This is a genomic window from Pseudomonas sp. 31-12 (assembly GCF_003151075.1).
In the GTDB taxonomy this organism is placed as follows: domain Bacteria; phylum Pseudomonadota; class Gammaproteobacteria; order Pseudomonadales; family Pseudomonadaceae; genus Aquipseudomonas.
The window spans coordinates 5,223,042-5,249,362 of sequence record NZ_CP029482.1 but is presented as its reverse complement, the minus strand read 5'-3'; the positions used below and the strand labels follow the sequence as shown (position 1 = coordinate 5,249,362).

The 26,321-nt window shown below is 54.4% G+C and carries 24 protein-coding genes, 4 tRNA genes and 1 pseudogene; 15 read left to right on the top strand and 14 right to left on the bottom strand.

All coding sequences use genetic code 11. The features are described 5' to 3' along the window. Nucleotides 1–12 precede the first annotated feature (12 nt). From DJ564_RS24795 to DJ564_RS24775, 5 genes are all read left to right on the top strand, one after another. Nucleotides 13–1,254, top strand: a complete 1,242-nt coding sequence (locus DJ564_RS24795; RefSeq protein WP_008033100.1) for an aspartate kinase — start codon at nucleotides 13–15, stop codon at nucleotides 1,252–1,254. 188 nt (nucleotides 1,255–1,442) lie between these two features. Beyond that, complete coding sequence (gene csrA, locus DJ564_RS24790; protein WP_003178872.1) at nucleotides 1,443–1,631, top strand: carbon storage regulator CsrA; 189 nt, start codon at nucleotides 1,443–1,445, stop codon at nucleotides 1,629–1,631. Nucleotides 1,632–1,693: 62 nt separating this feature from the next. Continuing rightward, nucleotides 1,694–1,784 (top strand) — tRNA-Ser (locus DJ564_RS24785). A gap of 107 nt (nucleotides 1,785–1,891) precedes the next feature. Then, nucleotides 1,892–1,968: transfer RNA gene (locus DJ564_RS24780), tRNA-Arg, on the top strand. A 71-nt stretch (nucleotides 1,969–2,039) separates the two neighbouring features. Further along, nucleotides 2,040–2,116: transfer RNA gene (locus tag DJ564_RS24775), tRNA-Arg, on the top strand. A 19-nt stretch (nucleotides 2,117–2,135) separates the two neighbouring features. Here DJ564_RS24775 and DJ564_RS24770 read toward each other — a convergent pair. Next, complete coding sequence (locus DJ564_RS24770; protein WP_109634083.1) at nucleotides 2,136–2,654, bottom strand: cell envelope protein SmpA; 519 nt, start codon at nucleotides 2,652–2,654, stop codon at nucleotides 2,136–2,138. Between the two features lie 319 nt (nucleotides 2,655–2,973). Here DJ564_RS24770 and mgtE point away from each other — a divergent pair, with 319 nt between their 5' ends. Further along, nucleotides 2,974–4,416 carry a magnesium transporter gene (gene mgtE, locus DJ564_RS24765; RefSeq protein WP_109634081.1) on the top strand — a complete coding sequence of 481 codons (1,443 nt, stop codon included), beginning with the start codon at nucleotides 2,974–2,976 and terminating at the stop codon, nucleotides 4,414–4,416. 102 nt (nucleotides 4,417–4,518) lie between these two features. Here the strand turns inward: mgtE and DJ564_RS24760 are convergent, their stop codons facing one another. Next, nucleotides 4,519–4,845, bottom strand: coding sequence for an Arc family DNA-binding protein (locus tag DJ564_RS24760; protein ID WP_003178899.1), 327 nt, complete (start codon nucleotides 4,843–4,845; stop codon nucleotides 4,519–4,521). 385 nt (nucleotides 4,846–5,230) lie between these two features. Here DJ564_RS24760 and phnN point away from each other — a divergent pair, with 385 nt between their 5' ends. Next, nucleotides 5,231–5,803 carry a phosphonate metabolism protein/1,5-bisphosphokinase (PRPP-forming) PhnN gene (phnN, locus tag DJ564_RS24750; protein ID WP_109634077.1) on the top strand — a complete coding sequence of 191 codons (573 nt, stop codon included), beginning with the start codon at nucleotides 5,231–5,233 and terminating at the stop codon, nucleotides 5,801–5,803. On the opposite strand, the gene DJ564_RS24745 is transcribed toward phnN, so the two are convergent. Together DJ564_RS24745 and DJ564_RS24740 are read right to left on the bottom strand one after the other, a co-directional pair. Beyond that, entirely contained in the window at nucleotides 5,778–5,957 is a 180-nt protein-coding gene (locus DJ564_RS24745; protein WP_109634075.1) for a PA3371 family protein, read from the bottom strand. The two genes, phnN and DJ564_RS24745, sit on opposite strands and share 26 nt — an antisense overlap. 23 nt (nucleotides 5,958–5,980) lie before the next feature. Next, nucleotides 5,981–6,214: a hypothetical protein gene (locus tag DJ564_RS24740; RefSeq protein ID WP_109634073.1), complete on the bottom strand. Its 234-nt coding sequence runs from the start codon at nucleotides 6,212–6,214 to the stop codon at nucleotides 5,981–5,983. Nucleotides 6,215–6,504: 290 nt separating this feature from the next. On the opposite strand from DJ564_RS24740, the gene DJ564_RS24735 reads away from it, so the two are divergent. Further along, nucleotides 6,505–6,581, top strand: a tRNA-Arg gene (locus DJ564_RS24735). Nucleotides 6,582–6,870: 289 nt separating this feature from the next. Here DJ564_RS24735 and DJ564_RS24730 read toward each other — a convergent pair. Further along, nucleotides 6,871–10,065 (bottom strand): tetratricopeptide repeat protein, encoded by a 3,195-nt coding sequence (locus DJ564_RS24730; RefSeq protein WP_256597454.1) that lies wholly within the window; start codon nucleotides 10,063–10,065, stop codon nucleotides 6,871–6,873. A 757-nt stretch (nucleotides 10,066–10,822) separates the two neighbouring features. Here DJ564_RS24730 and DJ564_RS24720 point away from each other — a divergent pair. After that, nucleotides 10,823–12,313, top strand: coding sequence for a replication initiation protein (locus DJ564_RS24720; protein ID WP_256597453.1), 1,491 nt, complete (start codon nucleotides 10,823–10,825; stop codon nucleotides 12,311–12,313). 781 nt (nucleotides 12,314–13,094) lie between these two features. Here DJ564_RS24720 and DJ564_RS24715 read toward each other — a convergent pair. Further along, a complete protein-coding gene (locus DJ564_RS24715; RefSeq protein ID WP_109634071.1) occupies nucleotides 13,095–13,826 on the bottom strand; it encodes a TraX family protein in 732 nt (243 codons plus the stop codon). Nucleotides 13,827–14,139: 313 nt separating this feature from the next. Between DJ564_RS24715 and DJ564_RS24710 the strand changes: the two genes are divergently transcribed. The 5 genes from DJ564_RS24710 (at nucleotide 14,140) to DJ564_RS24690 (ending at nucleotide 18,615) form a co-directional block, all read left to right on the top strand. Then, entirely contained in the window at nucleotides 14,140–14,826 is a 687-nt protein-coding gene (locus DJ564_RS24710) for an OmpA family protein (protein WP_109634070.1), read from the top strand. Nucleotides 14,827–14,920: 94 nt separating this feature from the next. Beyond that, nucleotides 14,921–15,349, top strand: coding sequence for a hypothetical protein (locus DJ564_RS24705; protein ID WP_109634068.1), 429 nt, complete (start codon nucleotides 14,921–14,923; stop codon nucleotides 15,347–15,349). 377 nt (nucleotides 15,350–15,726) lie between these two features. Further along, the gene (locus DJ564_RS24700; RefSeq protein WP_109634067.1) at nucleotides 15,727–15,909 is read left to right on the top strand and encodes a hypothetical protein; all 183 of its coding nucleotides are present in this window, start codon (nucleotides 15,727–15,729) and stop codon (nucleotides 15,907–15,909) included. Next, nucleotides 15,902–16,435 (top strand): hypothetical protein, encoded by a 534-nt coding sequence (locus DJ564_RS24695; protein ID WP_109634065.1) that lies wholly within the window; start codon nucleotides 15,902–15,904, stop codon nucleotides 16,433–16,435. The genes DJ564_RS24700 and DJ564_RS24695 overlap by 8 nt, the downstream gene beginning before the upstream one ends. Beyond that, nucleotides 16,432–18,615, top strand: a complete 2,184-nt coding sequence (locus tag DJ564_RS24690) for a hypothetical protein (RefSeq protein ID WP_109634063.1) — start codon at nucleotides 16,432–16,434, stop codon at nucleotides 18,613–18,615. The genes DJ564_RS24695 and DJ564_RS24690 overlap by 4 nt, the downstream gene beginning before the upstream one ends. A gap of 50 nt (nucleotides 18,616–18,665) precedes the next feature. Here DJ564_RS24690 and DJ564_RS24685 read toward each other — a convergent pair. Both DJ564_RS24685 and DJ564_RS24680 read right to left on the bottom strand, forming a co-directional pair. Next, nucleotides 18,666–18,737, bottom strand: a pseudogene (locus DJ564_RS24685) (site-specific integrase); the annotation flags it as partial. Between the two features lie 103 nt (nucleotides 18,738–18,840). After that, entirely contained in the window at nucleotides 18,841–19,395 is a 555-nt protein-coding gene (locus DJ564_RS24680; protein ID WP_109634061.1) for a GNAT family N-acetyltransferase, read from the bottom strand. Between the two features lie 96 nt (nucleotides 19,396–19,491). Between DJ564_RS24680 and DJ564_RS24675 the strand changes: the two genes are divergently transcribed. Further along, nucleotides 19,492–19,977 carry a hypothetical protein gene (locus DJ564_RS24675; RefSeq protein WP_109634059.1) on the top strand — a complete coding sequence of 162 codons (486 nt, stop codon included), beginning with the start codon at nucleotides 19,492–19,494 and terminating at the stop codon, nucleotides 19,975–19,977. 544 nt (nucleotides 19,978–20,521) lie between these two features. On the opposite strand, the gene DJ564_RS24670 is transcribed toward DJ564_RS24675, so the two are convergent. The 6 genes from DJ564_RS24670 to stbB form a co-directional block, all read right to left on the bottom strand. Then, a complete protein-coding gene (locus DJ564_RS24670) occupies nucleotides 20,522–21,358 on the bottom strand; it encodes a hypothetical protein (protein WP_109634057.1) in 837 nt (278 codons plus the stop codon). Then, nucleotides 21,355–23,886 (bottom strand): TraM recognition domain-containing protein, encoded by a 2,532-nt coding sequence (locus tag DJ564_RS32210; RefSeq protein ID WP_178082320.1) that lies wholly within the window; start codon nucleotides 23,884–23,886, stop codon nucleotides 21,355–21,357. The genes DJ564_RS24670 and DJ564_RS32210 overlap by 4 nt, the downstream gene beginning before the upstream one ends. Before the next feature lie 76 nt (nucleotides 23,887–23,962). Continuing rightward, a complete protein-coding gene (locus DJ564_RS24660; RefSeq protein ID WP_109634055.1) occupies nucleotides 23,963–24,457 on the bottom strand; it encodes a hypothetical protein in 495 nt (164 codons plus the stop codon). Next, nucleotides 24,457–24,792 (bottom strand): hypothetical protein, encoded by a 336-nt coding sequence (locus DJ564_RS24655; protein ID WP_109634054.1) that lies wholly within the window; start codon nucleotides 24,790–24,792, stop codon nucleotides 24,457–24,459. Before DJ564_RS24655 ends, DJ564_RS24660 begins: the two co-directional genes overlap by 1 nt. A gap of 32 nt (nucleotides 24,793–24,824) precedes the next feature. After that, complete coding sequence (locus DJ564_RS24650; protein ID WP_162556239.1) at nucleotides 24,825–25,574, bottom strand: hypothetical protein; 750 nt, start codon at nucleotides 25,572–25,574, stop codon at nucleotides 24,825–24,827. Nucleotides 25,575–25,591: 17 nt separating this feature from the next. Continuing rightward, complete coding sequence (stbB, locus tag DJ564_RS24645) at nucleotides 25,592–26,314, bottom strand: StbB family protein (protein WP_109634050.1); 723 nt, start codon at nucleotides 26,312–26,314, stop codon at nucleotides 25,592–25,594. Between the last annotated feature and the right edge of the window lie 7 nt (nucleotides 26,315–26,321).

Genomic DNA, 26,321 nt, shown 5'->3' with positions numbered 1-26,321 from the left:
GGCGGCTTTGAAATGGCTTTGATCGTACAGAAATTTGGAGGCACCTCCGTCGGCACTGTCGAGAGAATCGAGCAGGTCGCCGACAAGGTTAAGAAATTCCGCGATGCCGGCGATGACCTGGTGGTTGTCCTGTCTGCAATGAGCGGCGAAACCAACCGTCTGATCGATCTGGCCAAGCAAATCAGTGGCGACGGCCAACCGGTTCCGCGTGAGCTGGATGTGATCGTCTCCACGGGCGAGCAGGTGACGATTGCACTGTTGGCCATGGCGCTGATCAAGCGCGGCGTGCCGGCGGTGTCGTACACCGGCAATCAGGTGCGGATTCTGACGGACAGCGCGCACAATAAAGCGCGTATCTTGCAGATTGATGACCAGAAGATTCGCGGTGATCTGAAGGCAGGTCGTGTCGTTGTTGTCGCCGGTTTTCAGGGCGTCGACGAGCACGGCAACATCACCACCCTTGGTCGTGGCGGTTCCGACACCACCGGCGTGGCGCTGGCAGCAGCCTTGAAGGCTGATGAATGCCAGATCTACACCGATGTCGACGGCGTCTACACCACCGACCCGCGTGTGGTGTCCGTGGCCCAGCGCCTGGACAAGATTACCTTCGAAGAGATGCTGGAAATGGCCAGCCTCGGTTCCAAGGTGTTGCAGATCCGTGCGGTGGAATTCGCCGGCAAGTACAACGTTCCGCTGCGCGTACTGCACAGCTTCAAGGAGGGTCCGGGCACCCTCATTACTATTGATGAAGAGGAAACCATGGAACAGCCGATCATTTCCGGCATCGCTTTCAATCGCGATGAAGCCAAGCTGACCATCCGTGGTGTGCCAGACACCCCGGGCGTTGCATTCAAGATTCTCGGCCCGATCAGTGCCGCGAACATCGAAGTCGACATGATCGTGCAGAACGTTGCGCACGATAACACCACCGACTTCACCTTCACCGTGCACCGCAATGACTTCCAGGCCGCACAAACCGTGCTGGAAAACACCGCTCGCGAGATCGGTGCCCGTGAGGTCGTGGGTGACATCAAGATCGCCAAGGTCTCGATCGTCGGCGTCGGCATGCGTTCCCACGCAGGTGTGGCCAGCCGCATGTTCGAATCCCTGGCGAAAGAAAGCATCAACATCCAGATGATCTCGACGTCGGAAATCAAAGTCTCCGTTGTGATCGAAGAGAAGTATCTGGAACTGGCTGTGCGCGCTCTGCACACGGCTTTCGAACTGGACGCACCGGCCCGAACGGGCGAGTGATGCGTTTGCCAAAGGGCGCGGTCTGACCGCGCCCTTTGTCTTTTTTGAATAGCGCGACCCAGGAACTGTTCTTTTGCTCGCGCTGGTCAATACTCAGGCATGTAGGGCTGCGATCGTTCCGGTTGTAGGTCGAGTGCCTTTTTTTTGCAGACTGTTGTCCCTGAAATGAAATGCGTGAGGAGAAAGGTATGCTGATTCTGACTCGTCGGTGCGCAGAAAGCCTGATTATTGGTGATGGCGAAATCACCGTGACCGTGCTCGGCGTTAAAGGAAATCAAGTGCGTATTGGCGTTAACGCACCTAAAGAGGTTGCGGTTCACCGTGAGGAAATTTACTTGCGGATCAAGAAAGAGAAGGACGACGAACCAAGCCATTAATTTTTATCGTTTTTTATGTTTGCAAACGGGGAAGAAGCTGGTTAATATACGCCCCGTGTTGCGGAGAGCTGGCCGAGTGGCCGAAGGCGCTCCCCTGCTAAGGGAGTACACCTCAAAAGGGTGTCGGGGGTTCGAATCCCCCGTTCTCCGCCATTATTTGCGTAGTACGTTGTAATCTGGCTTTTTCGGTAAGTGTTTGAAATTACTAGAAAAAGTGCTTTACATAGAGATTAGACGGCCTATAATGCGCGGCAACAAATGCACTCGTAGCTCAGCTGGATAGAGTACTCGGCTACGAACCGAGCGGTCACAGGTTCGAATCCTGTCGAGTGCACCATTTAAGGGTTGTTTGCAGTAATGTGAATAACTTGGCTCCAACCAGTTGTGATCTGGTATAAAAACACAAATGCACTCGTAGCTCAGCTGGATAGAGTACTCGGCTACGAACCGAGCGGTCACAGGTTCGAATCCTGTCGAGTGCACCAAACACCAAAAAGCCCGCGTTTAACGCGGGCTTTTTGCCGTCCGGGATTTGGCTTTTCCCTTCGTGCATCCTTTCTCATCGAACTCGACGTGTGCGCTGCGACCTCGCTTGAGGTCATAACGGTAGCTCGTGGCCGAATTGCGAATACTGATCTTGTCTGGCTTGCCCAGAGCACTCTCGACGTCCTGTTGAGTCATGCCGGCGACGATCCGTTGGTTGATGATTGCTTCGCGACGCTCCTTGGCAGTCATCAGGTTTCCACACTTGTCCTCAGTCTGACCGACAACGGTTGGCTCCTTCCTTCTGTTTTTCGCTCTGGGTGTTTCCCGAGTGTCCGCCTCCGGCATCATCGCTACCGGGTTAACGGGTTTGAAGGTGCGCACATCTTGCAGAGAGAGACTTTCGCCGTCCGTGCAACTCAAGGTGGTGAAGGTGAGGCGGCCGTCGGGTGCTTCGCAACGGTGAAGGGTGGCGGCTTGTAACCGGGGCGAAAGGCAGAGCAGGGCAAGCAGTAAAAAATAAAGGCTGATCGATGGCATTAAACGTCCTCCATGACGGTCCATGTCAGGGTAGCCGCTACATTTTTCGACGAGGGTGTGTTTTCTTTTCAGAATGAGTCGTCGCAGTTGGAGAGGTCAGGACTGCACTCAGCTTTGTCTTGCAACCGCTTGTTTCAGCCACGATTTTTTAACGTTTAAAACGGTCGGGCGGTGTATCATTGCGCCCGTCAGCCCCGCCGGGGCTTGTGGAATACCTCCATGGACTTACCCAGTAGTTACTCAGTACCCCGTTTTTCCAATCATGAATTGACTGATTGATCCTTCCGGCGTGCCCCGCTGCTGGGAGTGGAGTTCGCCTATGTCCGAAGTTGAAGTAAAGAAAACGCAGGAAAGCTTGCAGGACCGCCTCGCTCAAGTCGTTGAGCTGCTGCAGCGTCAGCGGGTGGTCGAAGACCTGACTCATCGCCAGGAAGGTCCGCATCACGAGCGGGTCGAGAACCTCGTTCACCGGCAAAACCTCGTCGAGTTGCAACGCAAGCTCGATGATCTGCACTCCGCCGACGTTGCCTACATTCTTGAAGCCTTGCCGCTGGACGATCGTCTGACGCTCTGGCAATTGGTCAAGGCTGATCGCGACGGCGACATCCTCCTCGAAGTATCCGACTCGGTTCGTGAAACCCTGATCGCCGACATGGACGATCACGAGCTCCTGGCTGCGGCCAAGGACATGGATGCCGACGAACTTGCTGACCTGGCTTCCGAGCTGCCGCGAGATGTCGTCCACGAGCTGATGGAAACCCTCGATAGTCAACAGCGTGAGCGCGTCCGCTCCGCGTTGTCTTATGACGAGGAACAAGTCGGTGCGCTGATGGACTTCGAGATGGTGACCATCCGTGAGGATGTCAGTCTCGAAGTGGTTCTGCGTTACCTGCGTCGTCTCAAGGAGCTGCCGGGCCACACCGACAAACTGTTTGTGGTCGATTACGACGGTGTGCTCAAGGGCGTGCTGCCGATCAAGCGTTTGCTGGTCAACGACCCTGAAAAACAGGTGTCGGAAGTCATGGCCAGCGACCCGGTGAGTTTTCACCCGGACGAGGACGCCTACGACGCCGCTCAGGCGTTCGAACGTTACGACTTGATCTCGGCGCCTGTGGTCGACAAGAACGGCAAGCTTATCGGCCGTCTGACCATCGACGAAATGGTCGACCTGATCCGTGAAGAGAGCGAGAACGAAGTGCTCAACATGGCGGGTCTGCGCGAAGAAGAAGATATCTTCGCCTCCGTCTGGAAATCCCTGCGTAACCGTTGGGCCTGGCTGGCGGTCAACCTGATCACCGCGTTTATCGCATCCCGGGTGATCGGCCTGTTCGAAGGCTCCATCGAAAAACTGGTGGCGCTGGCGGCATTGATGCCGATCGTGGCCGGTATCGGTGGCAACTCGGGCAACCAGACCATCACCATGATCGTTCGAGCCATGGCGCTGGACCAGGTGAGCACCGGCAATACGTCACGACTGATGCGTAAAGAGTTGGTCGTCGGTTTGATCAATGGTCTGGTTTGGGGCGGTGTGATTGGCGTCGTGGCCTATCTGCTTTATGGCAGTTGGTCCCTGGGCGTGGTGATGACCGCCGCGATGACGCTTAACCTGTTGCTGGCGGCGTTGATGGGTGTTTTGATTCCGATGACGCTGGCGAGGCTCGGGCGCGATCCTGCCATGGGCGCCAGTGTGATGATCACCGCCATGACTGACAGCGGCGGGTTCTTCATCTTCCTCGGGCTGGCGACGATCTTCCTGCTCTGACTTGCCTGCTTTTAAGAACCCGCCAAATCGGCGGGTTTTTTATCACCGAATTTCAGGCAAAAAAAAGCCAGCGATTATGCTGGCTTGAGCGTTCGGGTTGAATCAGGAAGCGTCTGCGGCCATTTCGGCGTCATGGGCAATCAGCGAAACAAGAGCATTTTGCTGACGGTGAGAGAGTTGGCGGAAGCGTTGAAGCAATTCACGTTCGTGCAATGACAGCTCCGGGCTGTCCAGGCGCATGCTCAATTCTTCGCCCAGTGCACCTTCCTGAATAAGACTCTGCTCAAGGCGCGCAATGATTTCGGAGTTCATGCTGCGATGATGATTGCGAGCCACTTCGGCAATGCGTTCACGCATTCCGTCTGGCAGACGTACGACGAACTTGTCAGCCGTACGGCTGGAATAAATTGCCTGTTTCAATGGGCGCATATATTTAACCGGTTAGTTCAGGGGAGCGGTTCTCGGGATTGGCCGCAGGATGTCTGATAGGACAAGGTCTCTGGCCAAATGTTCAACCTGAATTGATAGAGGCTCGCATCATGCCTCAAAGCAGCCAGATCATTGGCGTCAATTCTGTGACAAATATTGCGCTGGGTAAAGGCGTTATGCCAGCACCCTTATCAGAAATGTGGACTGGTTGGAAAACTTTGCCCCTTGCCCGCATCGCTGACCGCGTCCTCTGCCCGACAGGTGATGCCCGAAGACGCCTGAAGGTGCATGCTACGCGGATTCGATCCTTGGTCCTTACCTTATACAGGATAGTGGCAAATGGCCGATTTACTAGTGGCAGACCCGCAGAGGAGGGTGATTCAGGATGGATGGCACGTTGATTTACTTGATGGGGCCGTCCGGATCCGGCAAGGACAGCCTCATCGAAGCGGCTCGACAACCTTTACGCTCGATGAATGGCGAAGTGGTGCGACGGGTCATCACGCGCTCGGCTGAATCCGTAGGTGAAGACGCCATCGGAGTTTCCCGTGAAGACTTCCAGCGACGCCAGGAAATGGGCGACTTCGCCCTGTCGTGGCACGCCAACGGCCTGGATTACGGCATTCCGCGCCAGATCGACCACTGGCTGAAAGACGGCCGACATGTATTGGTCAACGGCTCTCGCGGCCACCTGAGTGAGGCGCTGCAACGCTATCCGACGCTGCTACCGGTGCTGTTGACGGTCAAGGATGAAGTGCTGCGCGAACGCTTGCTGCGACGTGGTCGGGAGAGTGTTGAGGAGATTGAAGCAAGGTTGCGCCGCAACGCTCTGTTTGCGGCGCACGACTCGCTCGGTGACACGAAGATCCATCGGCTCGACAATTCTGGCGAACTGGCGGTCACTGTTGAAAATCTTCTGAACCTGCTGAAGCTCAGCGTAAAACCGGATCGAACTTGATTTTGCGCCCGACAATCAGCGCAAGCACGAATAACGCACCGAATACGCCGCAGGCAATCAGGGGCAGGGTGGCGACCGTGTCCGGTACCAATGACAAATGAAGAATGCCGCTCAGTAAGGCAAGGATCAAACATCCTGCGGCTGATTTGGACATGCTGTGCTCCTGATGGGGGTGATTCAAAATACCAAGCGTTCCGAAGACTGCGATACCAACGGGTAATTGTGCTGGTTCACGTCCTGGCCAACAAAGCCGCGCTGATCGTTCATGACCGCCAATTGCGGGGCTTTTTGCAGCTGGAGGTAATGGGGCATCCGATGCGCGATCTGCTCAGCGCCGTTCTCGGGGGCAAAATGACCACCCAGGAGGACGGTAAGAGCGATCGCATTCGAGAGTAAAAGGACGCTGTTCATGAGGCTGACCTCGGTTGTTCGTGAGAACAGCTAAAGCAGCCCGCGTGCCAAGAGTTTAACGGCTATTAAATCCTTTAAAAACAAAGAATTAACTTATTGCCCAAAGGGGTGCTCGTTGCAAATTGCAATGATGGCATTTTGAGAGGATGCAATTTGCACGGTAAATTAAGCCACGATGAAGAAGGGCGTCTGCCTACACTTAAAAAGCCATACGGACGACATGACAAAATCAGGCCTGCCCGTTAACATGCACGCCGTCCCTCGCACCGCATTTCTTGCGGGTGACCTGTGTCTCAGTAGCTCAATTGGATAGAGCATCCCCCTCCTAAGGGGAAGGTTGGCAGTTCGAACCTGCCCTGGGACACCATAATTATCAAGTGGTTAGCGAGGCTTGGTGTTAGCTTTTTCGATTATCCTTGTCGCTAGTCCCCACTTTGGTCCCCACTTCTCTGCACGTTCATTATCGAGAGATCCACCAAGGAACCATGGTTGTTTTGGTCGATTTACGAAACTGGTGCTAGCTCGTTCTCACTTTCTTTGAATTCCATTCCAATTGAAAAGTCATTTGCGCTGCCGTTGATCTCGAGACGTCGGAATTGGCCGGCACGTTTGAGCCGCCCATGTAGGGGCGGCTGACAGAGATAAACCCTTACAGATCATGTGTGCTTGTGCCCAAATCCCCGAGGCTGAAGAAACATGTTTTCTAGGTCATTTGGGCCAACATCGGAAGCGTCCTTCACCTGCAACGATCTCTTAAGCAGATAGATTCCGTCGATGAATTGCGGTGGTTGCCCAGGCACCATTACAACTGGCATTAAGAGATAAGCACCAGCCTTCTTGTAGTCGTCCAAAAACCTTGTGAGGTTGACGTCATCAGCAGGTTCCATGGTCAGGGAGCGCGACGCCAGCATCGCAACTTGTAGATCCCCTTGATCCCTCGGGATCTTTGACGTGATGACCATTCCGTAATGCGTCGGATGCTCGATGGAAAACCGGCGAACAATGCCTACGTGGATTTCCTCCTCCTTGTCTACTGTCCCGAATCGCTCTCGCCACCGCTCAAATATTTTTACGGCCGCATCCCTATCCTTAAACATTATCGCAATGAAGGGCGGCGCCATGGGATTAACCACTCCATAAGCTATGCCCATCCAGCCAGCGCGATCCCAGAGGTGGACATCGATCACCGATCGGACTTTCACATTGCGGTGGTCTGTCAACGTCGGGAATTCCCTCTCATCGAGGATCTCGTCTTTGGCTTGCGTTTCTTCTCTGGCTGGTCGCGGCTCCCGTCTAACCTGCGGCCTTTCCAGCTTGGCTTCGAACCTTTTCGGTGAACGCTTATCCCAGGAGTTCAGGCGCGACACGCCGTCGAAGATGCGCTGGCGGCTGATGCACAGTGAACCAATCATCGCAACGCGTTCCATTGCTGCGTCTGTCTTGAATAGCCGATCAGCCGCTTCTTTGAAGTTCTTCGCAGTGCAAGTCGCTGAAAAGATGATGGCGGCGACTTCCAGCAACATGGAGAGAAAGTCGCCATGCACCGACGGGGTCCCGGGAAACACGTCATTGGGCCAGCGAACCGTCGCTCTCATACGGTCCAAATCAGCCGTCACCTCGAAACGCGCGATGCTCGCATCGACAACTGTGACATCGAAACGCTCCGCGTGAGCGAAAGCGCCCAGTTCGAACGCGGTCGCGAAGAACGCCTCGACTGTTCCAGCAATGGCTTCGGCGACGGTTATACCTGTGTCGGTGGGCTCATGTATGACGTTTACCTGAACGCCAAGTACTGAGGTGACAAACACCTGAGTATTCTGGTCGTTGAAAATTGATGGTCGCCAATGTGCGTCGCCAGCGGGCTGCCCCGCCAACTGATTGAAAAAACTCTGTACGTCCTTGGGAGATTCGCTTTCGGGAACCCATCCTTCCTGCCTCAGAGCGTCCTCATATCCCAGCAGGTATAGCAGCGTGAACCTGCTGATGTTCAGGTCCAGCCCTTCCAAGATATCAGGGATCAATTCTAGTCGCGGTATCTCCTCCGAGGAGAGGTTCGTCAGTTGACAGGCTAGGACCATGTCGAAGTCCTTCAATTGCGCAGCGGCACGACTCTTCGACTTGTCGTCGAGTGGCAAAGCGTTCAGGCATCCGCGCGCGATCTGAACCATTCCCAGCAACTCAGGGAAGTGCTTAAGCTGGACCGCTTGCCATGCCGCATTCATCAGCGTCGGAAATAGAGTTGACGGGAGTTCGCCGTTTTCTTCACCTTCAATGAACAAGGTCGCGGCGGCCGAGGTGCAGCTCGCACGTGCCGCCCAGAGTAAACCAGCGCTTTGGTAAGCGACCGAAAGTTGAAGCAGGGCGTCAACCAGGTTTTCCGCATGCTCCTTTTTGGAAAGCAGCCGGGCGGCTTTGCCAAGAAGCCGGATCATCTCCATGTTTTCGTCGAAGTCGAGTTGCTTGGCGCGATTGAGCAATACCACCGCGCCTTGAACCTCCCCCGTACGTTTAGACACGAAGTCGGAGAGTTGGTCCACAAGGTTCCGGTAACCTCGGTCTTTGCCGGCGACCTGGCCGAACACCTCAATTAGCCTAACCAGGCGTTTAGCATCAAACTCCCCCAAGCCGTCAGCCTCGACGAGGATGTCTGCAAACTGTGGCCACAGCGAGGAAATTCGTTCTGGCTCGCCGGCAATCAGGGCTTCGTTGAGCTGGATGGTCAGCAGCGAAGTCTTTGCCTCCAGCGCATTGTTTGGCCGGCTGCTGTCGCTCGCTAGTTCGGCAAGCCTTGATGATAACCGGGCAATTCGGGGTTCCAGTCGGACTTGCTCCGACGTGAGGTGCTCATGAATGACGGTATTGAATAATAACTGCGCCAAGTTGCACAGCATCTCAAGATTAGTCGCATGTTCGTTTCCGATGACAAGGGCTTCAAAGCCATCATAGCCGTCGACGATGGCCTTGATGTCGTCGAACCACCAGAACGCCGTCCAGAGCGACTCGTAGCGCGCGTTGAGCTGCTGCCGATGCGTTCCTCCATCGTCCGCCAGGCGAACGGCCCGAACAAACCTGCCGTCGACGTCAGTTCGCGGCAGTTCCAGCTCTCGCGCCAGCTTTGCTGCCACAAGCGCTTCGGATGCGCGCTGCATCTTCATCCCGACAAACGTAGAAGGGTCCGCAAGTTCCTGCTCTATGTCGGCTAGTTGCTGCTTTCGCGAATAATCAGATGGGCCAAGATCAAGATCGCTCGTTTCTTCACCGATCCTCAGATAGTTAAACGCAAGATCGCGGCGATTCTTATCGATGACCTCATTGATGATCCAGGCACGGTCGTGGATGATCACTTGAACACCGTGCTTACGGGTGAGTTCATCTTCCACTCGGGCTCGATCCTTCGCACGCGCGGCTCTGGACGTCACAAAAAAGATCTTTTTGTAGTCGCGGTCTGTGGCCACGATTCCATCCACGTCCGACCTCGCTTTGTCGGCCCACGTCTTTTTCGCGCTGAAGGCGAAAGCCCATCGCTCGCTGCCGCTATTGGCCATACCGATAAAGGTGAGCTTGCTAATCTCATCGGAGACCGGAGAGGTCTCGGTGTCGGCCTTGCTGTCACCGCCACCCTCCGGGCCAGTTGCCGGCCTTAGGTTTGGACAAATCGTCCGTTCGCAAAGCTTGCGGCAGAACAGTTCAAAGTCATGCGTTTGGTTACGCTCGGTGATGGTGTCCAGGTGATGCGACAGGACCTCGGCTTTGAGCTGATGCTTGACGCTAGAGGTTGAGTCCGAATAGAGCTCAGGTCGGATCTGGCGCATGAACTGTGATGGCGAAACAACCTTTTCTTCAGCCTTCATCTGCATCCTGTGGCTCTCTGTTCGCGGGGGCATCGGCGGTCCTTGGCAATGGAAAGCGTGCTGTTGCGTCTAAAAAACACTAGCGATTTTTCCGAGATTGTATCCCATCGCGGCGGATCGGCTTGGGGTGTCCTCTGTGCTGGCGTAACAACCAGGCGTGATGCTCACAATCGACGTAAATCTAAATTTAACTAGATTAGTTAGTTATAATTACAAGTGTTTTAATTCATTTCTGTCGCTTTGTTTGTTAGCACCTCGCTGTCGCGCCGCATAAATATATTCAGATGCAATTGCGATAGAAAAACGACGGGGAAAACAGCAAGTTAGTGCCAAAGTTCAGCGGATTGACGTGTCAGCTCGTGTCGCGAATGATCAGCGTCACAGGCTTCGACAACGAGACGTATGCGATGCAAATTCAAACTACTGAGCAAGTTTGCGAGATCTTTAAGATTTCACGATAAACGCTTTATCGACTATCGAAAAACGATCCCGCCTTTCCACAGCCGTTGCACTTCGGTCGCGCAATTCGCTGGAACCTCGCAGACATTTGTGAGTTTTACGCGCAGCAGCGACACGCTCCGCAAAAACGGGCATAAAAAAGCCCGCACGAGGCGGGCCTTTCCTTAATTACGTTCGGCAGCTGATTTCTTGGCGGAAACCTGCGGAACGCAATCGGTGAGCACAGTATGTATATGCCTTTGCAGATCTGCAAGCATCAATTCTGCGTGCGCGTTCACCGCCGATCAGGCGGTGGTCGATGGCGGCAATAGTTCATTGTATTGGGACATCTTCACTGATCGATACACCTCCATCCCGATTCTTTGAGCCGGGCGGTGTGTTCAATCGCGTGTTGATGGAGGCCCCGTATCTGGCTCGCTGTAGCGATAACAAAACCGCCGCGCGAGTTCGCCCCCGCGAGCACGCCATTCGCTATCCATACATGCAGATCAATCGTCCAGGGATGGTGTCTTGGCTGATCTTCGACCTCGATCACATTAATTCACTTGCCTGGGACGACGAAGGTCTGCCGCCGCCGAACCTGATCGTGCGGAACAGGAATAATGGTCATTCACACCTTTTCTACGCCATTCCTCCGGTCTGCACGACTGAGAACGCCCGAGACAAGCCGATTCAGTACATGAAGGCGGTCTACACCGCCTTTGCCCTGCGCTTAAAGGCCGATACCGATTACAACAGTGGCCCAGTCGCCAAGACTCCAGGGCATCCGTGGTGGTCGACCTCAGAGTTGCATAACCACGTCTACGAGTTAGGCGAACTGGCCGATTATGTGGAGCTGGAGGTTTCGCCCTGGAAGACGGGGCCACAGCTGGAAGACCTCCCGCACTCCAGACACTGCATCCTGTTTGAACAGCTTCGCTATTTCGCTTACAGCATCGTGAACCAGGAGCGCGAGCGCGGGACGCTTGCCACGTTGACACGGCGACTGGAAGCCTTCGCTCACAACCATAACAAGTTCGCTAGGAATGGCTTTACCCAGGACTTAATGCTGTCCTCAGTAAGAGCGACGGTCAGATCCGTCGCACGTTGGACGTGGACGCGCTACGAGGGCAGCGCTAGGTGTTGCCGGGGGGCGATGGAACTCGACAAGTCGTTACCACTAAACGAGCGTCAGAGCCTCGCAGCCAGGCGCACCCACGAATTGCGGCATAAGGCTACCGAATCGAAGATCCGAGCGGCGTGCAGAGGACTCCAGGAGCGCGGTGAAAAGCTGACTCAAGCCTCGATAGCCAGCTTTGCAGGTCTCTCTCGGCAGACGGTGGCCAACTATGGCCACGTCCTGGATGAAGTCTCGCGGCCGCAGATCATAGCCGTCCTGGGCGCGGCTAAATCCCCTTGCATGCAATCACAAGTCGTCGCTGGCACCAGCGATCGAGGAAGCGAATGCAATCATTCCGCGGCCCCTACCAGCGCGACCTTGGATGTTAATTATGGTGCACATCAGGTAACCGCCCCTTTGACGTGGGCTTTGAAAAGCAACTCGCGGGAAGTGGGGGTAGACAAGGAAGCCGGGGGCTCTGCCCCTCTCGACCCCGGCAGAGCTGCGCCCTGCACCACAGGTCAGAAACAATCCAGACGACGCCAAACAGTGGATTATAGATTGTGCAAACACTCAAGCGCCGAGACAACAGCTATGAATCCGAAATGCCCCCTAGAAGGGAAAGGAGTGAGTTCGAGTATCGGCGTGCAGCCTGGAGACTATGAAGGGAAGCCAACAGAATTTGGATAAAATCGTACGCTAAGCGTGCGGCCTGTCAGGTTGAGACGCTGTGTGAGCCGACTAGGCCAGCGACTCTGGCCTATGAGTTGAAGTTCGTGGCTGCGAGCTTTGAACAAGGCAAGGGCCATTATTCAGCGTGAAGAATGATGAACAAAAATGATCAATGGGCCTTTTGGACGCTTGTAGATCCTTGCATAATCAACTTGCGTCTTAGTCGTGTACCACAGGGTGGTTACAGGGATCCGAAAGGATCGCACCCCGTTACTGCGAAAGCAGTTCGCCTAGCGCGACGCAAGAACGACCTGCCCCGTCGAACGTACGCAATCGATGGCTGAGAATCCCTCCTAGAGAGGGATTCGCCGTTTCTGGCCCCCGATTTTCCTCTCATCACGTTTTGGGCCGGTTCCGGACTTCTTTCGGGACACTGACCCTTTGGCTTTTTCTGGGAATCGGCCGCGACCTTGAAAATGCTGACCCCTTCTTTTTGATTGGCATTCCCTCAAGGCTTCAAGCTCTATGGACTCAACCTGACAGGCCGCACGCTTAGCGTACGATTTTTTCGTATTCGCTATCGACCCATAGAAGTGCTTATCGTCGGGGTATCTGCGTGCCTGCGAGGCGGCATGCCCAATCTTTGATCAAGCGCCTGAGGCGCTTGAAAGGCCCCGGAAGGGAAGGAAGTGAGTTCAAGCATCGACACGCATCCTGGAGGCTGAAGTGGCAGGCGAAGGGCGAGGAGATACCGCGCGATCTAGTGAAGCCTCAACGTCCAAGCGCTTGCTAGGTGGCATCAAAACGATATTGATAGGGAGCTGAGAAGTAGTAAATGAATCGGATAAACTGGGTAGAGCCATCCTTTGACGGAGCGTAACGGTGGCACCTGGACCTGCAGCAGAGTCAGTCCGAGCACTGGTGCCAATGCGGCTGCGATGATTACCGCATGATCCATCGTGGGCAGATCAGGCAACAGCAAAATCGAGCTGCCGACATTTGCGATAGCGGCGAGGAGAGCGGATAGGGACCAACTTACGATTTTAATCTCTAGCTTCCGTGCCTGAAGCGCGATTACTAGTGCAGTAGGTAACAACACTCCAGTTAGGCCGTAGCTCAGTATCGGACGGAGCGCGACTGTGGTCATCAGGGCTAGGATCCCGCATAAGATCAGTCCGGGAGTTCGATGATGCATCGCCTGAGCGATAACTAGCCCAAGTGCTATGACGAACAGAATGTTTAAATGCCCATTATCGAAATATCTCGAATACGGCCATTGGCTCAGGATGGCGAATAGTAATATCCCACTCAGATATTTCAATCCGATTGGACAACTGATTGGCTGCCGGACAACATTTGCCGCAATTGCGAGACAGAATAAGGGGTATGCAAGTCGTCCGATAATCCGCATCGAGGACAGATTTTCCTGGATTTCATTTGGTAGCACGAACCAGGTGTGATCGATGATCATCGTAAATAGTGCGATCCACTTAATTAGATCGAGCGAGCTGTCTCTTTCGAAAGTATTCATCGTTAGTCTGCAGCGGCTGTTTGTTGTCGTTAATTATATATGGCTTTTGGTCTTGTGATATATATTTATCATGAAGAAGTTGGCGGTTTGTTACTTGTATGTGCGGTAATGCTGGTACATAATTATGCCTAGAAAGTAAGTAGCAGTTAATCGCTGTGTACCAAACTACTCCCGAGCAGCGATAGGGGTAGGGAGGCAATAACTAAAATAGCCCGGTCGGGTGCTCGCTGTTATTCGTATATATCCGGTTGACTCTATCAACTGGCTCGGACGCACTTTCTCCATTCTACGACTAACAATTAGAGGCCTCGACATGCAAAAAGCTATTACCTCCGTGCTGGTTACCAGCATTCTCTTCTCTCTCACTGGCTGCGCTCGTACTGGGTTGCAGGATCAGGATGGTTCCCGCAACCAGACCCTGACCTGGGGCTCTATCGGCACTATTGCAGGAGCCGCAGCAGGGGCGCTGATCAACAAGGACAACCGTGGTAAAGGCGCACTTATTGGCGCTGGTATCGGTGGCTTGGCCGGCGCAGGTTACGGCGTGTACGCCGACCGTCAAGAGGCTGAACTCCGCAAAGCGACTGCTGGCACTGGCATCGACGTACAGCGCCAAGGCGATGACATCAAGCTGGTGATGCCTGGTGCGATCACGTTCGCTAATGGCTCGACTGAACTGTCTCCTGCTGCCCAATTTAACCTGGACAAACTGTCTGGTTCCTTCAAGCAGTACGGAGAAAACAACATTGAGGTTACTGGCCACACTGATAGTGTCGGTAGCAACTCTAGCAACATCGAGCTGAGCCAGAGGCGCGCTATTAGCGTCGGTAAGCACCTGATGAGCCAGGGCATTGATAAGAATCGCATTCAGGTGTTCGGTGCCGGTCCGTCGCAGCCGATCGCAAGCAACAGCTCGGAGCAGGGGAGGGCGCAGAACCGTCGTGTGGAGATCAAGCTGAAGGCGCCGCTGCAGCCCGTCGCTATGGAGCGGACGCAGTAACAAATCTACGTCTGGCTCCATTGCCAGGTCTCGATACCGCCCCGCTGGTACAGCAGGACGAGATCCTGGCACATTAAATTGAGGGAATCTGATTATGAAAAAGCTGAGCATCATCGTTGTCACCATGGTTTTGGCTGCACTTGTCGGCTGTGGCGAACCTAAAATGAATAAGGTCATGCCGGCAACTGCGACGGCTGATGCTGTGTACAGCGAAAAGACCTCTCGATACTTGGATAAAGCTGTAGGGCGACCGAAGGCAGAAAGTATTCAACTCACTTTCTGGAATGAGCCAGGCAATCGCGACACCGGATATATGTCACTGCTGATAAATGGCGTTCAGAGGGTGCGTCCGATTGACAATATCGGCGGTTACAGCCGCCAAACTGCTGGTACAGACGCTTATAAATTTGTATATGAAAATGGCAAGTGGTCAGCGTATGTTTCAGAGAGTGATATAGAGACGCATTCCAACCATCCCGAAGAGTTTTTTGCGGGTATTGCCCAAATTCTTCGACGCTATTGATTTAGTTGCTTGTTCAAAAGCCCCTTTATTGGGGCTTTTTTCTTCGTTGGCATATAGGCTGGCTCTATGATGGCTTTTCTTTATGCTCTGCAAGTCAAGCTAGTAGCCATCAAAGTTGTTCTTATGTAATTGCAAAAGCATCGCCATGTTTGTGAATAATCAATTAGATGGCTGCGCTTTAGAGTCATAGAATAGTGTGTATGAACATAAAGAGGCTTTGGTGATGTCGTATGAGCAGCTAAAAAAGGTTCTCGCAATACTGCGAGAGATACAGGTTAAAGCATGTGAATTGCCAGAGTCATGCATGCATGACGGCTATGTCATTTCAGCTCTTGCTGGAACTGTAGAAGAAATTCTTTTGAAGGAGGGCGGGAACTATGTTTAAAGAGGCTAGCGTAAAGATTCCAAGAGCTATCGGCGTTTTTCTAATTATTTATTTCGGCTTGGTCTTGCCGGCTCGTGAAATGTCGCAGCTTGATAGAAGCGAAAGCACGATGCAAATCAAGGCTCCAGAAACTCCAATTTCTCCTGTTTATATGGGGAGTAGTAATCATGAGTAAGATTATAACGGCGTTTGGTTACCTGAGTGGTTACCGTCAGACTGTCAATGCTGGTCGCGAGCTTAAAAATGCCGCTACTCTTCCGATTTATTTTATTAAAAATATTTACCATTGGGTCAGTGAAATACGGATACAGGCGAAAGCTGGTCGCCATCTCGCAGAGCTTGATGATGAACTTTTGTGGGATGACATTTGTTTGAAGAGTCAAGTTACGAATGAGTCACTGCGGCGGGCTTATAAGTCGCTTATTTTTGTCAATTTTGTATTAGTTCTTAGTGTGGCGGCTGTGCTTTCTTATTTTGTCGCAAGCTGGGGGCAGGGCAAAATGCTTCTTTTCGCTAATGGTGTTTTTCTGAATATGGTGCTGATGTTGCTTTTTCAGAATGCCTACCGCATTCATATGGCTTATACGCAAAGCGCACCACACCCGTTGCGATTTTTGCGAGAGATTTTTAAACGGCCGTCGTTGTTGATAGGGCGAGTGCTGCCTAATGATTACTGTGTGCGGGTGAGGGCTATCGAATGAATAGTTTCTCCGCACTTGTACTGACATGGCTTTTCGGACGTTGGATATTTGATGCGGCAGAACTCCCAGGAATAGGTGCTCAGGACGTAACACCACTGACGATATTTGCATCCGCTTTTTCAACACTCGGTCTAGCCATGTTCGGCGCCCTCACGGCTTGGGCTATATTTCTCGGAATTTTCCGACTCAAAAACAACGGGAATTTTTTCGGTGCAAAAGATGGGAACGAGGCTTTTTTCTACCCGCTGCGGGTGATCTTCGCCTTGACTCTAATTGCACCGGTTATTCCTGTCTCTAGTGCCGGCGGGATTCAGATCACTTTGACGCCAGGACACGCTCTTGTGGCCGGTGTCTCCAAATCTGCGGCCGAATTCGGCGACACGATGCAACACAATGCATTTGAACTGATGCATCGCCATAACCTGTTTAGTGATCCGAAATTCCGAGTTGAAGTCGACGCGAAAGTCGCTTTGGACATGCTAAACAGTTGGAAAATCTCAGCGGTCCAACTCGCTGGTCTGAAAATATTCCGAGATCCGAACGATCAATTAAATTCGCTATCGAGTCGTGACCTTGCGAATGAGGCTTTAAAAATAAAATGGAATCAGGTTTACGGCGGTAAGTATCCAGCTGCGGGGTCGACTGAAGCCGCTGCTGCAGGCGTGTATATCGCAAACGCGGGCCGATCTTTACAGATACCGTTAATTCCTCCGAGCGACGAATTGGCCCGTGCTGTCAGCATGGGTGTCCAACGATTGATCGATCCCGACGCGGTTACTGGTACGGTCGAGGGGGAGATGGAAACCGAGGGGTGGTTTTGCCAATCCGGTTGGTTGTCGTCAATGACATGCAGTGATGAGTATGAACAGGTCAAGAAAAACAATGCCGCCTCTATCGAGGTCGGTATAGCCTCGGCTCAGCGTCAGATCTGGATCGGTCTGGTCGAGCATGCCGTCCAGCAGGCGATTTTGGCTCGGGACGGGACTGTGGGGGCAGGGGACGCGAAGACGTTTTTTGAGGAAAGTATCACATGGGCTAGTCAGTCCGCAGACTGGTACAAAACCATGGTTGAGCAAACCATCAGCACCACGATTGCAACTGACCAGGCTGCTCGTAGTGCAGCGTATTTTGACGAAGTAAAGAACTGGGGTTGGATGCTCGGCGGCACGTTCGTGTTGCGCGCAGCGAGCGACTTCTCACGTGCTGCTAGCTACGCAGAGGGCGCGACCGCACAGATGATGCCAAAATCCACGCTTTCGGCGATGACTCCGGGCGACTCGCTCTCAAAACTGGTCGAAAGCGAAGCCCTGGCACAGATTCAACCTGGAAATGTTGGTGCTGAAAAGTCGCTGCTGGCTAGAGTTTTTTCGCTCGACATCCTCAAGTCCACGACCGGGCCCTCGAACCAGAATATCCACAACATTGCGTCCTGGGGACGCTCGCTCGTTGGCACTGGCATTGGATTTTTTGCGGGCGGGACGATCGCGAAATATATCCCCGGTCTTAACTCAATCACTGATGGGACGCTGCCAAAAGCAATCGGAGGAGTAATGATTGTCTCCGGCGGGTTACTTGGCTACGTGATGCCTCTATTGTTTGCAATCTATGGACTGATGGGGGCAATCAGCTGGCTCGTAGCCGTTGCTACGACCTTTTTCGGAGTGACGCTCTGGTCGGCTGGTATGGCCGCACCGAAAGGCGAAGAGCACACCTCTCAATTGTCGGCCAAAGGGTGGAACGCCTTCATCTTCATCTTTCTCTATCCTGCTTTGGCCGTGGGTGGCCTGGCAGCAGCGATTGTGATTAGCGCTGTCGGCCTGGCAATGGTCCAAGCGATGGCTATGGGACTTTGGGGGATGTTTGATCCTGGTGTCGCCGATGTCGGCCGTCCGCTGGAAAGCCTCGGAGGGATTCTGATCGGCGGATTGCTGATGGTCGTAGTGATTATCCTGCTGTCCTGGAACGTAGTTGTCACAAGTGCTCAACTGATCACCTCATTTCCCCGTAGTGTGCTCAATATGATTTCGCTCAGCGAACCGGGCCTCAATCCTTACGAGAACTCGATGCAGGGGATTATGGGGGGGCTTTCTATGAGCACCCGGCAGATTCTGACGGGATCTATAAGCCGGGCGATCACCCCATTTCGACCGCCACAGCCCCCGCAGGGCGGAGGCATCTAATACCGCACTTTATATTTCGGCGAGTCTTCCGGTCTGGAAGCTCGCCGATCTTATATGCGAGTGGTACTGATATTGGCATGCCCCAGCCACTGCTGGACCTTGGCGATATCGGCCTCATGCTGACTGCTGCGGACACCTCAGCCAGGGTCTGAAACTGCGCTGCCGTCAGACGACGGTCTGCTGGGGCTGGCAATAGCTCACCAGAGCCGGATGGGTTGATGTCCTTCATTTTATGCCGGGCCCTGCAGGCCGACCTGCAGCGTGCTCACTCGCAACCCATTCCCAATACTTACGGATTGAACGGTCTACCTCAGACTCCGGTACCAGGTGTTGCCAGCGCTCGGACGCTTCGTCCATCTGAGCTTGAGATCCCAACTGAGGGCCGATTTCAGCACCTGCAGCTTTGAACCTGGCCCGAGCTTTGTCCCAGAACCCGTACGATAGCTCGTACTCGTAGAGAGGAATGATTGGCACCTGGTGCGTTTGCCAGAGGTGCCATAGCAGTGCCAGTCCGTTGCCCTGACGATGATGCTCGGGCTTTATCTCGATCTTGTTGATATACACCCGGTCCTTGAGCACGTTGAGGCTGTAGTCAACATGGCCGATGCGGACACCGTCCCGCTCAGCGACGATAAACGATCCCGTCCCTGGAAACGGAAACTGGAGCCGCTGGGTGTCGTTGGAATGGTCGATACGGATCGACAGTGACGACAGACTGGTTGTCAGGTTGTTTGAAGCGCGCCGCTGGAAAAAATCGCGCATTGGGTCAAAAAGCGACATACGGCCTACCTGTCTAAAAAGTTCGCGTATTTTATCGGTAATTTTCAAACCTGCTGGGAATTGAGGCGAGGAGGGTAGGTCGGTAGCATCCAAGTCATGAAACCTCACCTGAATGATCTGCTCCTCGATCACATCATTAACTCCGTTCCCGTCCTGCAGATCGGGCGTGATCGTATGGCCTACTATCCAGGCTCTGCGTTCGCCGGCCTGGCCTGCAACGCCTACCCGCAATCCTGGAGAGCCAAGGCATCGAAAGAACCCAGTGGTTCACTTTGGTTCGCGATCCACCTTGATGCGATCGGAATTTACTGGGAAGTTGACTATGTTGCATGGGCGAAAGGCTGCGCTTTCGTCTCTACCCCCGAGCATCGATTCTATTGGGCGCACGGCAAACCCGGGCTGGCTGAGAGGGTGCTGCGCCCCTTGTATCTGGACTGGATGCTTCAAGGTGCTCTTGCGGCTGAGTACGGGCCTGATTATTTACCAGGGTTAGCCGGCGACCCAGTGCTCCTGGACGAGTACAGCGAGTACCAGGAGCAAATGGTCCAGCTACTGAGCACATTCGCAATCGAGGCGCGATAGGTTGAGCAAGCATTGACGACAACCGCGAATATCCTTAGATTGAATCCAGTAGCCGAGGGAAACGAGGGCGAAAGCCTCCACCCGCGGACATATGAAAGTGCTTAACGAAGAAACCACCTCACGGTGGTTTTTTCGTTTCTGGCGCCGAATTTACCAGCAATCCTTCAAAGCCTTCATTCCCCGTGACAAAGTTCGCCATGTAGATGCGATGCACAGAAGCTCTAGCTCAGGCGTTTCCTGCATTTCTCGTACTCCAGATACGAAAAAACCGGCTAGCGCCGGCTTTTCCCCCCTCCAACCAGATGGTCAAGCCACACCGGTCATGAGGGTTAGTTGTTGTGAGAAGTCTCGTGCAATGGCGGTCGTAATGCAAGGGAACATAAGGGTAGGTGATCGAGGCGAGGCCCAGAAGCAAGTAACACCCCTGGTGTGCAGGGAAATGTCCGCCCCGGCGCACACCGTTTTCCCTTTTGGGCTCCGCCCGCGAAGCGGGCATAAAGAATCCGGCCGAGGCCGGGATCCTTTTAGGCGCGAGCCGACCAGGTTACCAATCCAGCACTTGAACCTTTCCTGGCTCGCCGGTTACCGCTGTGCGCGGCTTCGCCGCCGGCACCCGTTTCTGTGCCGCTGGAGTGTCTAGCGGCATGATCGGTTCGGAAGCAATAGGGACACTTGGTGTAGAGCGAGGCGGTTCGGGCGCCGGAGCGACGGGGGCTTCCACCTCCCGAGGCTCTGCCTTGGGACCAATGGCAAAGCGTTCATACCCCATCCAGGCAGGCAACGGTTGGCCGCGGTCGATCAGGTTCACAGCCTGCTCGAAGTTCTTTAAGTATTCATCGGCCCGTTTCAGTTTCGCCAGCTCAGATTGATAGTGCTGCTCAAGCTGGGGACTGGTCCCTGTGGCAACCCAGCTTTGGCGGTCGGTCACCAGAAAACTTTCAAACATTGCCGGATCGATGGCCTGAAGAGGCTTGTACGGCGCTGGATAGCGGCGAAGCATTTCGGCAACATCAGAGTGTTTTTCCCCCGCGACGATAATTCCTTGGAGGTCGGTGAGCAGGTTATCCCGTTGAGTGCTGATCTGCGTTTGCATTGCGGTCAGACGCTTCTTCAGACCGGCAACCTGCGCCGCGGCAATTCGCGCTTCTTCCGTCTGGTGAGCTGCTGCAGCCTTTTCCGCTGCAGCAACGCGAGCGGCCTCCTCACGAATACTTTGGGTGAAATGGCCTGCGCCGGCAGCAACTACGATGCACATGATCGCAGCCCCCATTGCCTTCAGGACCAGCCCCGATTTAACACCTTGTGCGCTTGCCGTCGTTACGGATCCGACTTGAAGGAGTTCACCGTGCTGGGCCAGCAGATGAGTGGATTGGTTGTTCATGCTGCTTTCTCCTCCGTCGGAAACTTAAACATTGGGATCAGGCGGATCTGGGAACGGCGGATGGTCCCGCAGCGATTGATCGCTGCCAGAGCGGTGAATTTATTCATGGTGAGAGAGTGGATCTCTTCGACGGCGACGAGAGGGATTTCGCCGATCTTGACGCTGCCTGCAGGGCGCTCGCGACGAATTACTGCTGGGAGTTGCTGCCAAGCCTGCTCGGCACCGAATTTCTTGGCAAGTTCGGACATGGTTTGAATGGCCTGGCCAACGTGACCATAAGACCTGCTGAGTTTCAGCATTTCGTCCGAGGTTTGCGCGCGGGCGGCTAAGGTGCCAGCCGAATAGCCACCAGCGTTTACGCCGTACGAGTTCGCCGTAGCAACCGGATCAGTGGTGTTAGCGGCGACTTCAGAGAATACAACCCGGGGCGAGGCGCCAATTCGTTTCGACACATAAGCCAGAGTCATGTCAGAGCCGATCTGCGCGCTCACAATCGAACGGAACTGGTCGAGAAGCATGATGGTGGCCTGTTCATCTTTCAGCGCGACCTGGAGCCCATCTAGGCCCTGAGTCGAGTACACCGCGCAGAGACCGAGGCTGCGAGCCTTGGGTAAAATCGCCAACTCTTCATGTGACACCAGATCCTGAGCCTCATCGACAACCAGCAGGACTGCTGTCTGGCCATCAGCTTTCCAGGCATCGCCCCGGCGTTTGATTGCGCTGTAAAAGCGGCGTTTGGCGAGAGCTGAAATTGCAACACCAGTTTGAGTGTCTGGCAGAGCCAGCCCCAACATCGCGCCGTACAGGCAGTCCTCGATCTCGATGCCTTCCTCGGTATCAGCCCACGCACCCAGATCTTGGTCGTTGATCAGAGTACCGAGCCAGGTTTCAAGGTTGAGTTCGATGCTCGATCGAGTCTCATCGGCCTTTTCAATGTGGCGCACCATGAAACCATTGTAGGCACGTCGCACATGCCCTGGCATAAGGTGGCCACAGGCGCTGCCTTCTTCAATTACTACTTTTGCACGCTCACGGCTACCAGGCTCGAACGCGAGTTTGTAGATCGAACCCAGCGTCCAGGGCCACTCTGTCGGCTCCAGAGCATTCAGCAGGGCCAGAACTTTTGCGGCGCTGCGCAGCAACTCTCGTGCGAACTGCTCCCATTCGTTGCCGGACACGTCGCCAGCATTGCCTTTGTCCGACGAAAACAACTTGAACAGTGTGTCGGCAACTTCATCCGGGCGCAGATTTTGGATAGCGTTGAACGAGGCATTGCCTGGGCTGATTACCTGGAAGCCCGGGAGATCCACCAACTCAGTCGGCAGTTGACCTTTGCCATCGAGTACAAGCAGACCTCCAGCTTTCGCTGCTTGCCATTGCCAGACAACGGGGCGAATGCACGCCGCCGTTTTACCCGTACCAGTGAGGCCCACAATTAACAGGTGAGTGGATAGGTCTGCGACAGTCATTCCGAACGGCACGCCGGCTTTTGCCGGGCTGAATGGATCACGGCGTTCGGCAAACAAATCGGTTGAGGTGCCCAGCTGGATGAACGGCGATTGTTCCGTAATGGCGCGTTCAATCTGTTCGTCAAGAGCGCGATCAAAGTCCGAAAATTTTGACTTTCCTTCCTGCTCGATAAGCTTCGGGTACGCGCTGACGGCTAGCGCTTCACGAGCTGCAGCAGCGCGAGTTTTTGCAATTGAGCTCAAATCGAAAATCGAAAGGAGCGACCACACAGCAGCGGCACCCGCAGCAATGGGGGCGAAGAACCAGCTAATGGAGTCGGTGGCCACGAACGCACCGGCCATAGAGAACGCAATCCCCGCAACAGCCATCGGGACCGACTCATCGACCGCCGCTTTGCGCAGATATGAAACCGACAGATCGTCAGGAACAATCTGGCCGTCGACCGGGTTGCCGTCACGATCATAAGTCCAAGCCCGGTACGAGCCCACCAGGTCAGAAGGCGTTTGGGGTGGTGTCACACGCAGCAGTACTCGAGCGCCGAACTCTTTAACGTCCTCGATCTCCTCCTCGGTGAGCAACGGGCCGGCAGGAACAATGAGACGCCAGCTATCAGTCGTTAGCCCACGAGCGCAACCGAAGAGGTAGATGCCAGCGATGACCATGCAGGCACCGGCAGCTGTCGAACCCCACTGCCAGGCGAGGCTGGAACCGTTGCGACCGAGTAGGTAGGCCGTGGCGCACACCACCAGGAACGACACTACGCTGATTACGAAGTTGCGAGCGCGCATACGCTTCTGCAAACGAGCGCCGGCGTGATACGCCGCACGGCCGTAATACGCTCGACGCGTGATCGCCGCACGATCGGCGGGGATGGGGTCGATCACATTATCATGAATGATTTGCTCAACCGGCCAGCCGTAAATATCGGTGCTGAGTTGTGGTGCCAGTGCCGTACGGAGCGCCGTGGTGCGCCGCTCGCGCCAGGCGCGTTTTGCTGCCTCAGGATCTGTGAACCAGAGAAGCACATTTTCCATGTAATTACGGAATTGCGTTACCATACAATTTCTTCCTTTCGTGGGTTTTTCCTGCCGCGAAACCGGCTCACCTGAGTTGCCGCTCAGGTGAGCCACCCTTTCACTTCGCTTGCTTAGTTGCGTTCGCCGCCGCAGCAATTTGAGCGCTCTCGATTACCAGCGCCCGCGATGCATCAGCAATTTTTGCTCGGGTGTCCGCATTGCGGACCCGTTGCTCAAAATGACGCAATTGCGGCATCCGGCCAGTTGTTTCTGTCTGAATCAGGTCCGATTTCATTGCATCTAGAAAACTTTTCAGGCTCGGATAAAACTTCAGGCTGCTGACGTCAGGTGGAGTGCCAGTTGCCAAGGCCAGACGAAGAGCGCGATTCTCCGTTTCGAGCAGTGCGATCCTGAAATCAGCGGCGATTAATCCAACGTGCATTGCCGCTTGTCCGGACTGCTTCAGGTCATACAAACCGAGCATGTCTTGGTCACGAGACTGAAACTGAGGCTCGCTCAATCCAGGCAGGCAATCTTCAAGAGGGCAAGCGCCCACTTGGCCCGTGAACACTGCGACCAGTGCCGATGCTGCAATGAGGGTTCTGTTATCCATTACATTGATCTCCTGGCGTGTTCGCCCTGTTTTTCTTGGTTGACCTGCTGATCAGTCAGCTTTTTTTGCTCCTCCTGGACCACCTCCTGGGCATCTTTGCGCTGCTCAGCGTGGGATGTTGGAGCGTCGTCCCGCTGCTGATGTTGCTTATGCAGCTCTTCCATGCGCGGATCCTTGGCCAGTTTGTCCAGACCATCAAGGTCCCGTCCCTCAAGGCGTTTGAACTCTTCGCGCTCCTCGTGTCGTGCACGGATAAAAGCCTCCGCGTCACTGCCGAGCAGGCTCACCTTCTTTTTTCGGGCACGAAAATCCCCATCATCGCTATGGTTAGACATGCGACTTCTCCGTCAGTAGTAGTGGTTGCGCGCTAGCGCTGTTGGTTGGTGTGGGTTTGTTGGTTGAGGTGTTGGCTGGCCATCGGCACCAGGACGCTGAGCGAAACGACGACGCCGATCACCAGGCCTGCGCAAAAGTCGATCAAGCGAGTCTTACCCGCTCGCTGACTCGCGGCGGCAAAGTCGGCGGTCATCTGGCGAAAGGCCTTGTCTTTGTTCTGTTCGAAGTACGTCAGTCGCTCTGTCAGTGCAGTCGATTTAACTTTCTCTGTGTCGAGTTGGCCACGCAGTTGGTTGCGCTCTGCGAAGTAGTTAGCAGAGCTCTCGCCTAGCTGCGCCATCGCCGCTTTAACGCGCCCAGTTAGGTCATTGATGGCGACCTCAATCGCTTCCTGCTCAACTTGAAGCTTGGCATCGATGATCGCATCAGCTAGCACCTGAGCAATCCCCTCGCGCAGTGAGGCTCGGAAGTCGATCTCATCGGCCGGCTTGAGCAAACGACCTGGTAGACCAGCGATCTGCCGGCTGAGGGAGTCGAGCGCTCGCGAGAAGCCATCCAAGTTCATGGTGTCGATCGATGATGCTGCGCCACGGATATTTTCTGCAGCATCGAGCAGCAACTCGGCAATTCCCTGCTGCTCGCCAGAGCCGTGCAGGGATCGATCGACGGCTGCCATCTGATTTGCTGTTGCCTCGAAACGATCAGCCAACTCGAAGTGATCGCGGAAGAGCTCGCGCAGCATCAGTTGCTCCCGTGTGAGAGCAGCTTCGCTGACATTCATCGGGAGCGCGCTCATCGTCAGGCCCCAACCGTCGAAGTCAGCAGTTCGAAAACATGCTGCAACTGTCGATCCATCGATTTGGACTGCTTGGTGATGGCCAGCATGTCCATGGCACGACGCCAAGCCTTCTTGTCGTCGGAACGAGTTGCTGCCTTCAACTCGGCCTTGTAATCGGTGATATCACTCAGTGCTTGGACGATGTTCATTTTCTTATCCGAGAGCAGGGCGAAAAGCTCCGACTCAGGGACAACGCAGGCCGGATTGGCAAACGCCACACCGCTTTTCTTCGCGAAGTTCAGCACATCCGCAAACTCAGCCTCGACGCCATCAACGACGCGGTTGAACACGAACTGAATTTTTTCCGGAGGAACACCGAGAGCGCTGAGCATGTGGGCCGTTTTCATGGCCTCAGTGCGTTCCTTGGTATCAGAAGTGCAGGGGATGACGAACAGATCGATTTCATCGTGGCCATCCTCGAAACGGGAAAGGCCGACCAGGAAGTCTTCGATGTTCGATGCGCCAACATCCAGGATCAAATCGTCGGCGGAAGCAAGTTCCGCATAGATCCGGGCGAACTGCTCGCCCTTCAGTTGCTCAACGGCAGCGCCAAGATCACCACCCGCGGCGTTGATCGTTTCTACTGCCAAGATCTTCGCTTCCGGCATACGCGGCGCGAACAGGTTTACTGAGAGGGTGGTCTTACCTTGGTTGCCGCCAAGGTTGACGAGTGCTACGCGCATTTTTCTC

Bases quoted from the DNA above. Each gene is read 5' to 3' on its own strand.
- DJ564_RS24795 (WP_008033100.1), top strand. From the start codon at position 13: ATGGCTTTGATCGTACAGAAATTTGGAGGCACCTCCGTCGGCACTGTC.
- csrA (WP_003178872.1), top strand. From the start codon at position 1,443: ATGCTGATTCTGACTCGTCGGTGCGCAGAAAGCCTGATTATTGGTGAT.
- DJ564_RS24770 (WP_109634083.1), bottom strand. From the start codon at position 2,654: ATGCCATCGATCAGCCTTTATTTTTTACTGCTTGCCCTGCTCTGCCTT.
- mgtE (WP_109634081.1), top strand. From the start codon at position 2,974: ATGTCCGAAGTTGAAGTAAAGAAAACGCAGGAAAGCTTGCAGGACCGC.
- DJ564_RS24760 (WP_003178899.1), bottom strand. From the start codon at position 4,845: ATGCGCCCATTGAAACAGGCAATTTATTCCAGCCGTACGGCTGACAAG.
- phnN (WP_109634077.1), top strand. From the start codon at position 5,231: ATGGATGGCACGTTGATTTACTTGATGGGGCCGTCCGGATCCGGCAAG.
- DJ564_RS24745 (WP_109634075.1), bottom strand. From the start codon at position 5,957: ATGTCCAAATCAGCCGCAGGATGTTTGATCCTTGCCTTACTGAGCGGC.
- DJ564_RS24740 (WP_109634073.1), bottom strand. From the start codon at position 6,214: ATGAACAGCGTCCTTTTACTCTCGAATGCGATCGCTCTTACCGTCCTC.
- DJ564_RS24730 (WP_256597454.1), bottom strand. From the start codon at position 10,065: ATGAAGGCTGAAGAAAAGGTTGTTTCGCCATCACAGTTCATGCGCCAG.
- DJ564_RS24720 (WP_256597453.1), top strand. From the start codon at position 10,823: ATGGCGGCAATAGTTCATTGTATTGGGACATCTTCACTGATCGATACA.
- DJ564_RS24715 (WP_109634071.1), bottom strand. From the start codon at position 13,826: ATGAATACTTTCGAAAGAGACAGCTCGCTCGATCTAATTAAGTGGATC.
- DJ564_RS24710 (WP_109634070.1), top strand. From the start codon at position 14,140: ATGCAAAAAGCTATTACCTCCGTGCTGGTTACCAGCATTCTCTTCTCT.
- DJ564_RS24705 (WP_109634068.1), top strand. From the start codon at position 14,921: ATGAAAAAGCTGAGCATCATCGTTGTCACCATGGTTTTGGCTGCACTT.
- DJ564_RS24700 (WP_109634067.1), top strand. From the start codon at position 15,727: ATGTTTAAAGAGGCTAGCGTAAAGATTCCAAGAGCTATCGGCGTTTTT.
- DJ564_RS24695 (WP_109634065.1), top strand. From the start codon at position 15,902: ATGAGTAAGATTATAACGGCGTTTGGTTACCTGAGTGGTTACCGTCAG.
- DJ564_RS24690 (WP_109634063.1), top strand. From the start codon at position 16,432: ATGAATAGTTTCTCCGCACTTGTACTGACATGGCTTTTCGGACGTTGG.
- DJ564_RS24680 (WP_109634061.1), bottom strand. From the start codon at position 19,395: ATGTCGCTTTTTGACCCAATGCGCGATTTTTTCCAGCGGCGCGCTTCA.
- DJ564_RS24675 (WP_109634059.1), top strand. From the start codon at position 19,492: ATGAAACCTCACCTGAATGATCTGCTCCTCGATCACATCATTAACTCC.
- DJ564_RS24670 (WP_109634057.1), bottom strand. From the start codon at position 21,358: ATGAACAACCAATCCACTCATCTGCTGGCCCAGCACGGTGAACTCCTT.
- DJ564_RS32210 (WP_178082320.1), bottom strand. From the start codon at position 23,886: ATGGTAACGCAATTCCGTAATTACATGGAAAATGTGCTTCTCTGGTTC.
- DJ564_RS24660 (WP_109634055.1), bottom strand. From the start codon at position 24,457: ATGGATAACAGAACCCTCATTGCAGCATCGGCACTGGTCGCAGTGTTC.
- DJ564_RS24655 (WP_109634054.1), bottom strand. From the start codon at position 24,792: ATGTCTAACCATAGCGATGATGGGGATTTTCGTGCCCGAAAAAAGAAG.
- DJ564_RS24650 (WP_162556239.1), bottom strand. From the start codon at position 25,574: ATGAATGTCAGCGAAGCTGCTCTCACACGGGAGCAACTGATGCTGCGC.
- stbB (WP_109634050.1), bottom strand. From the start codon at position 26,314: ATGCGCGTAGCACTCGTCAACCTTGGCGGCAACCAAGGTAAGACCACC.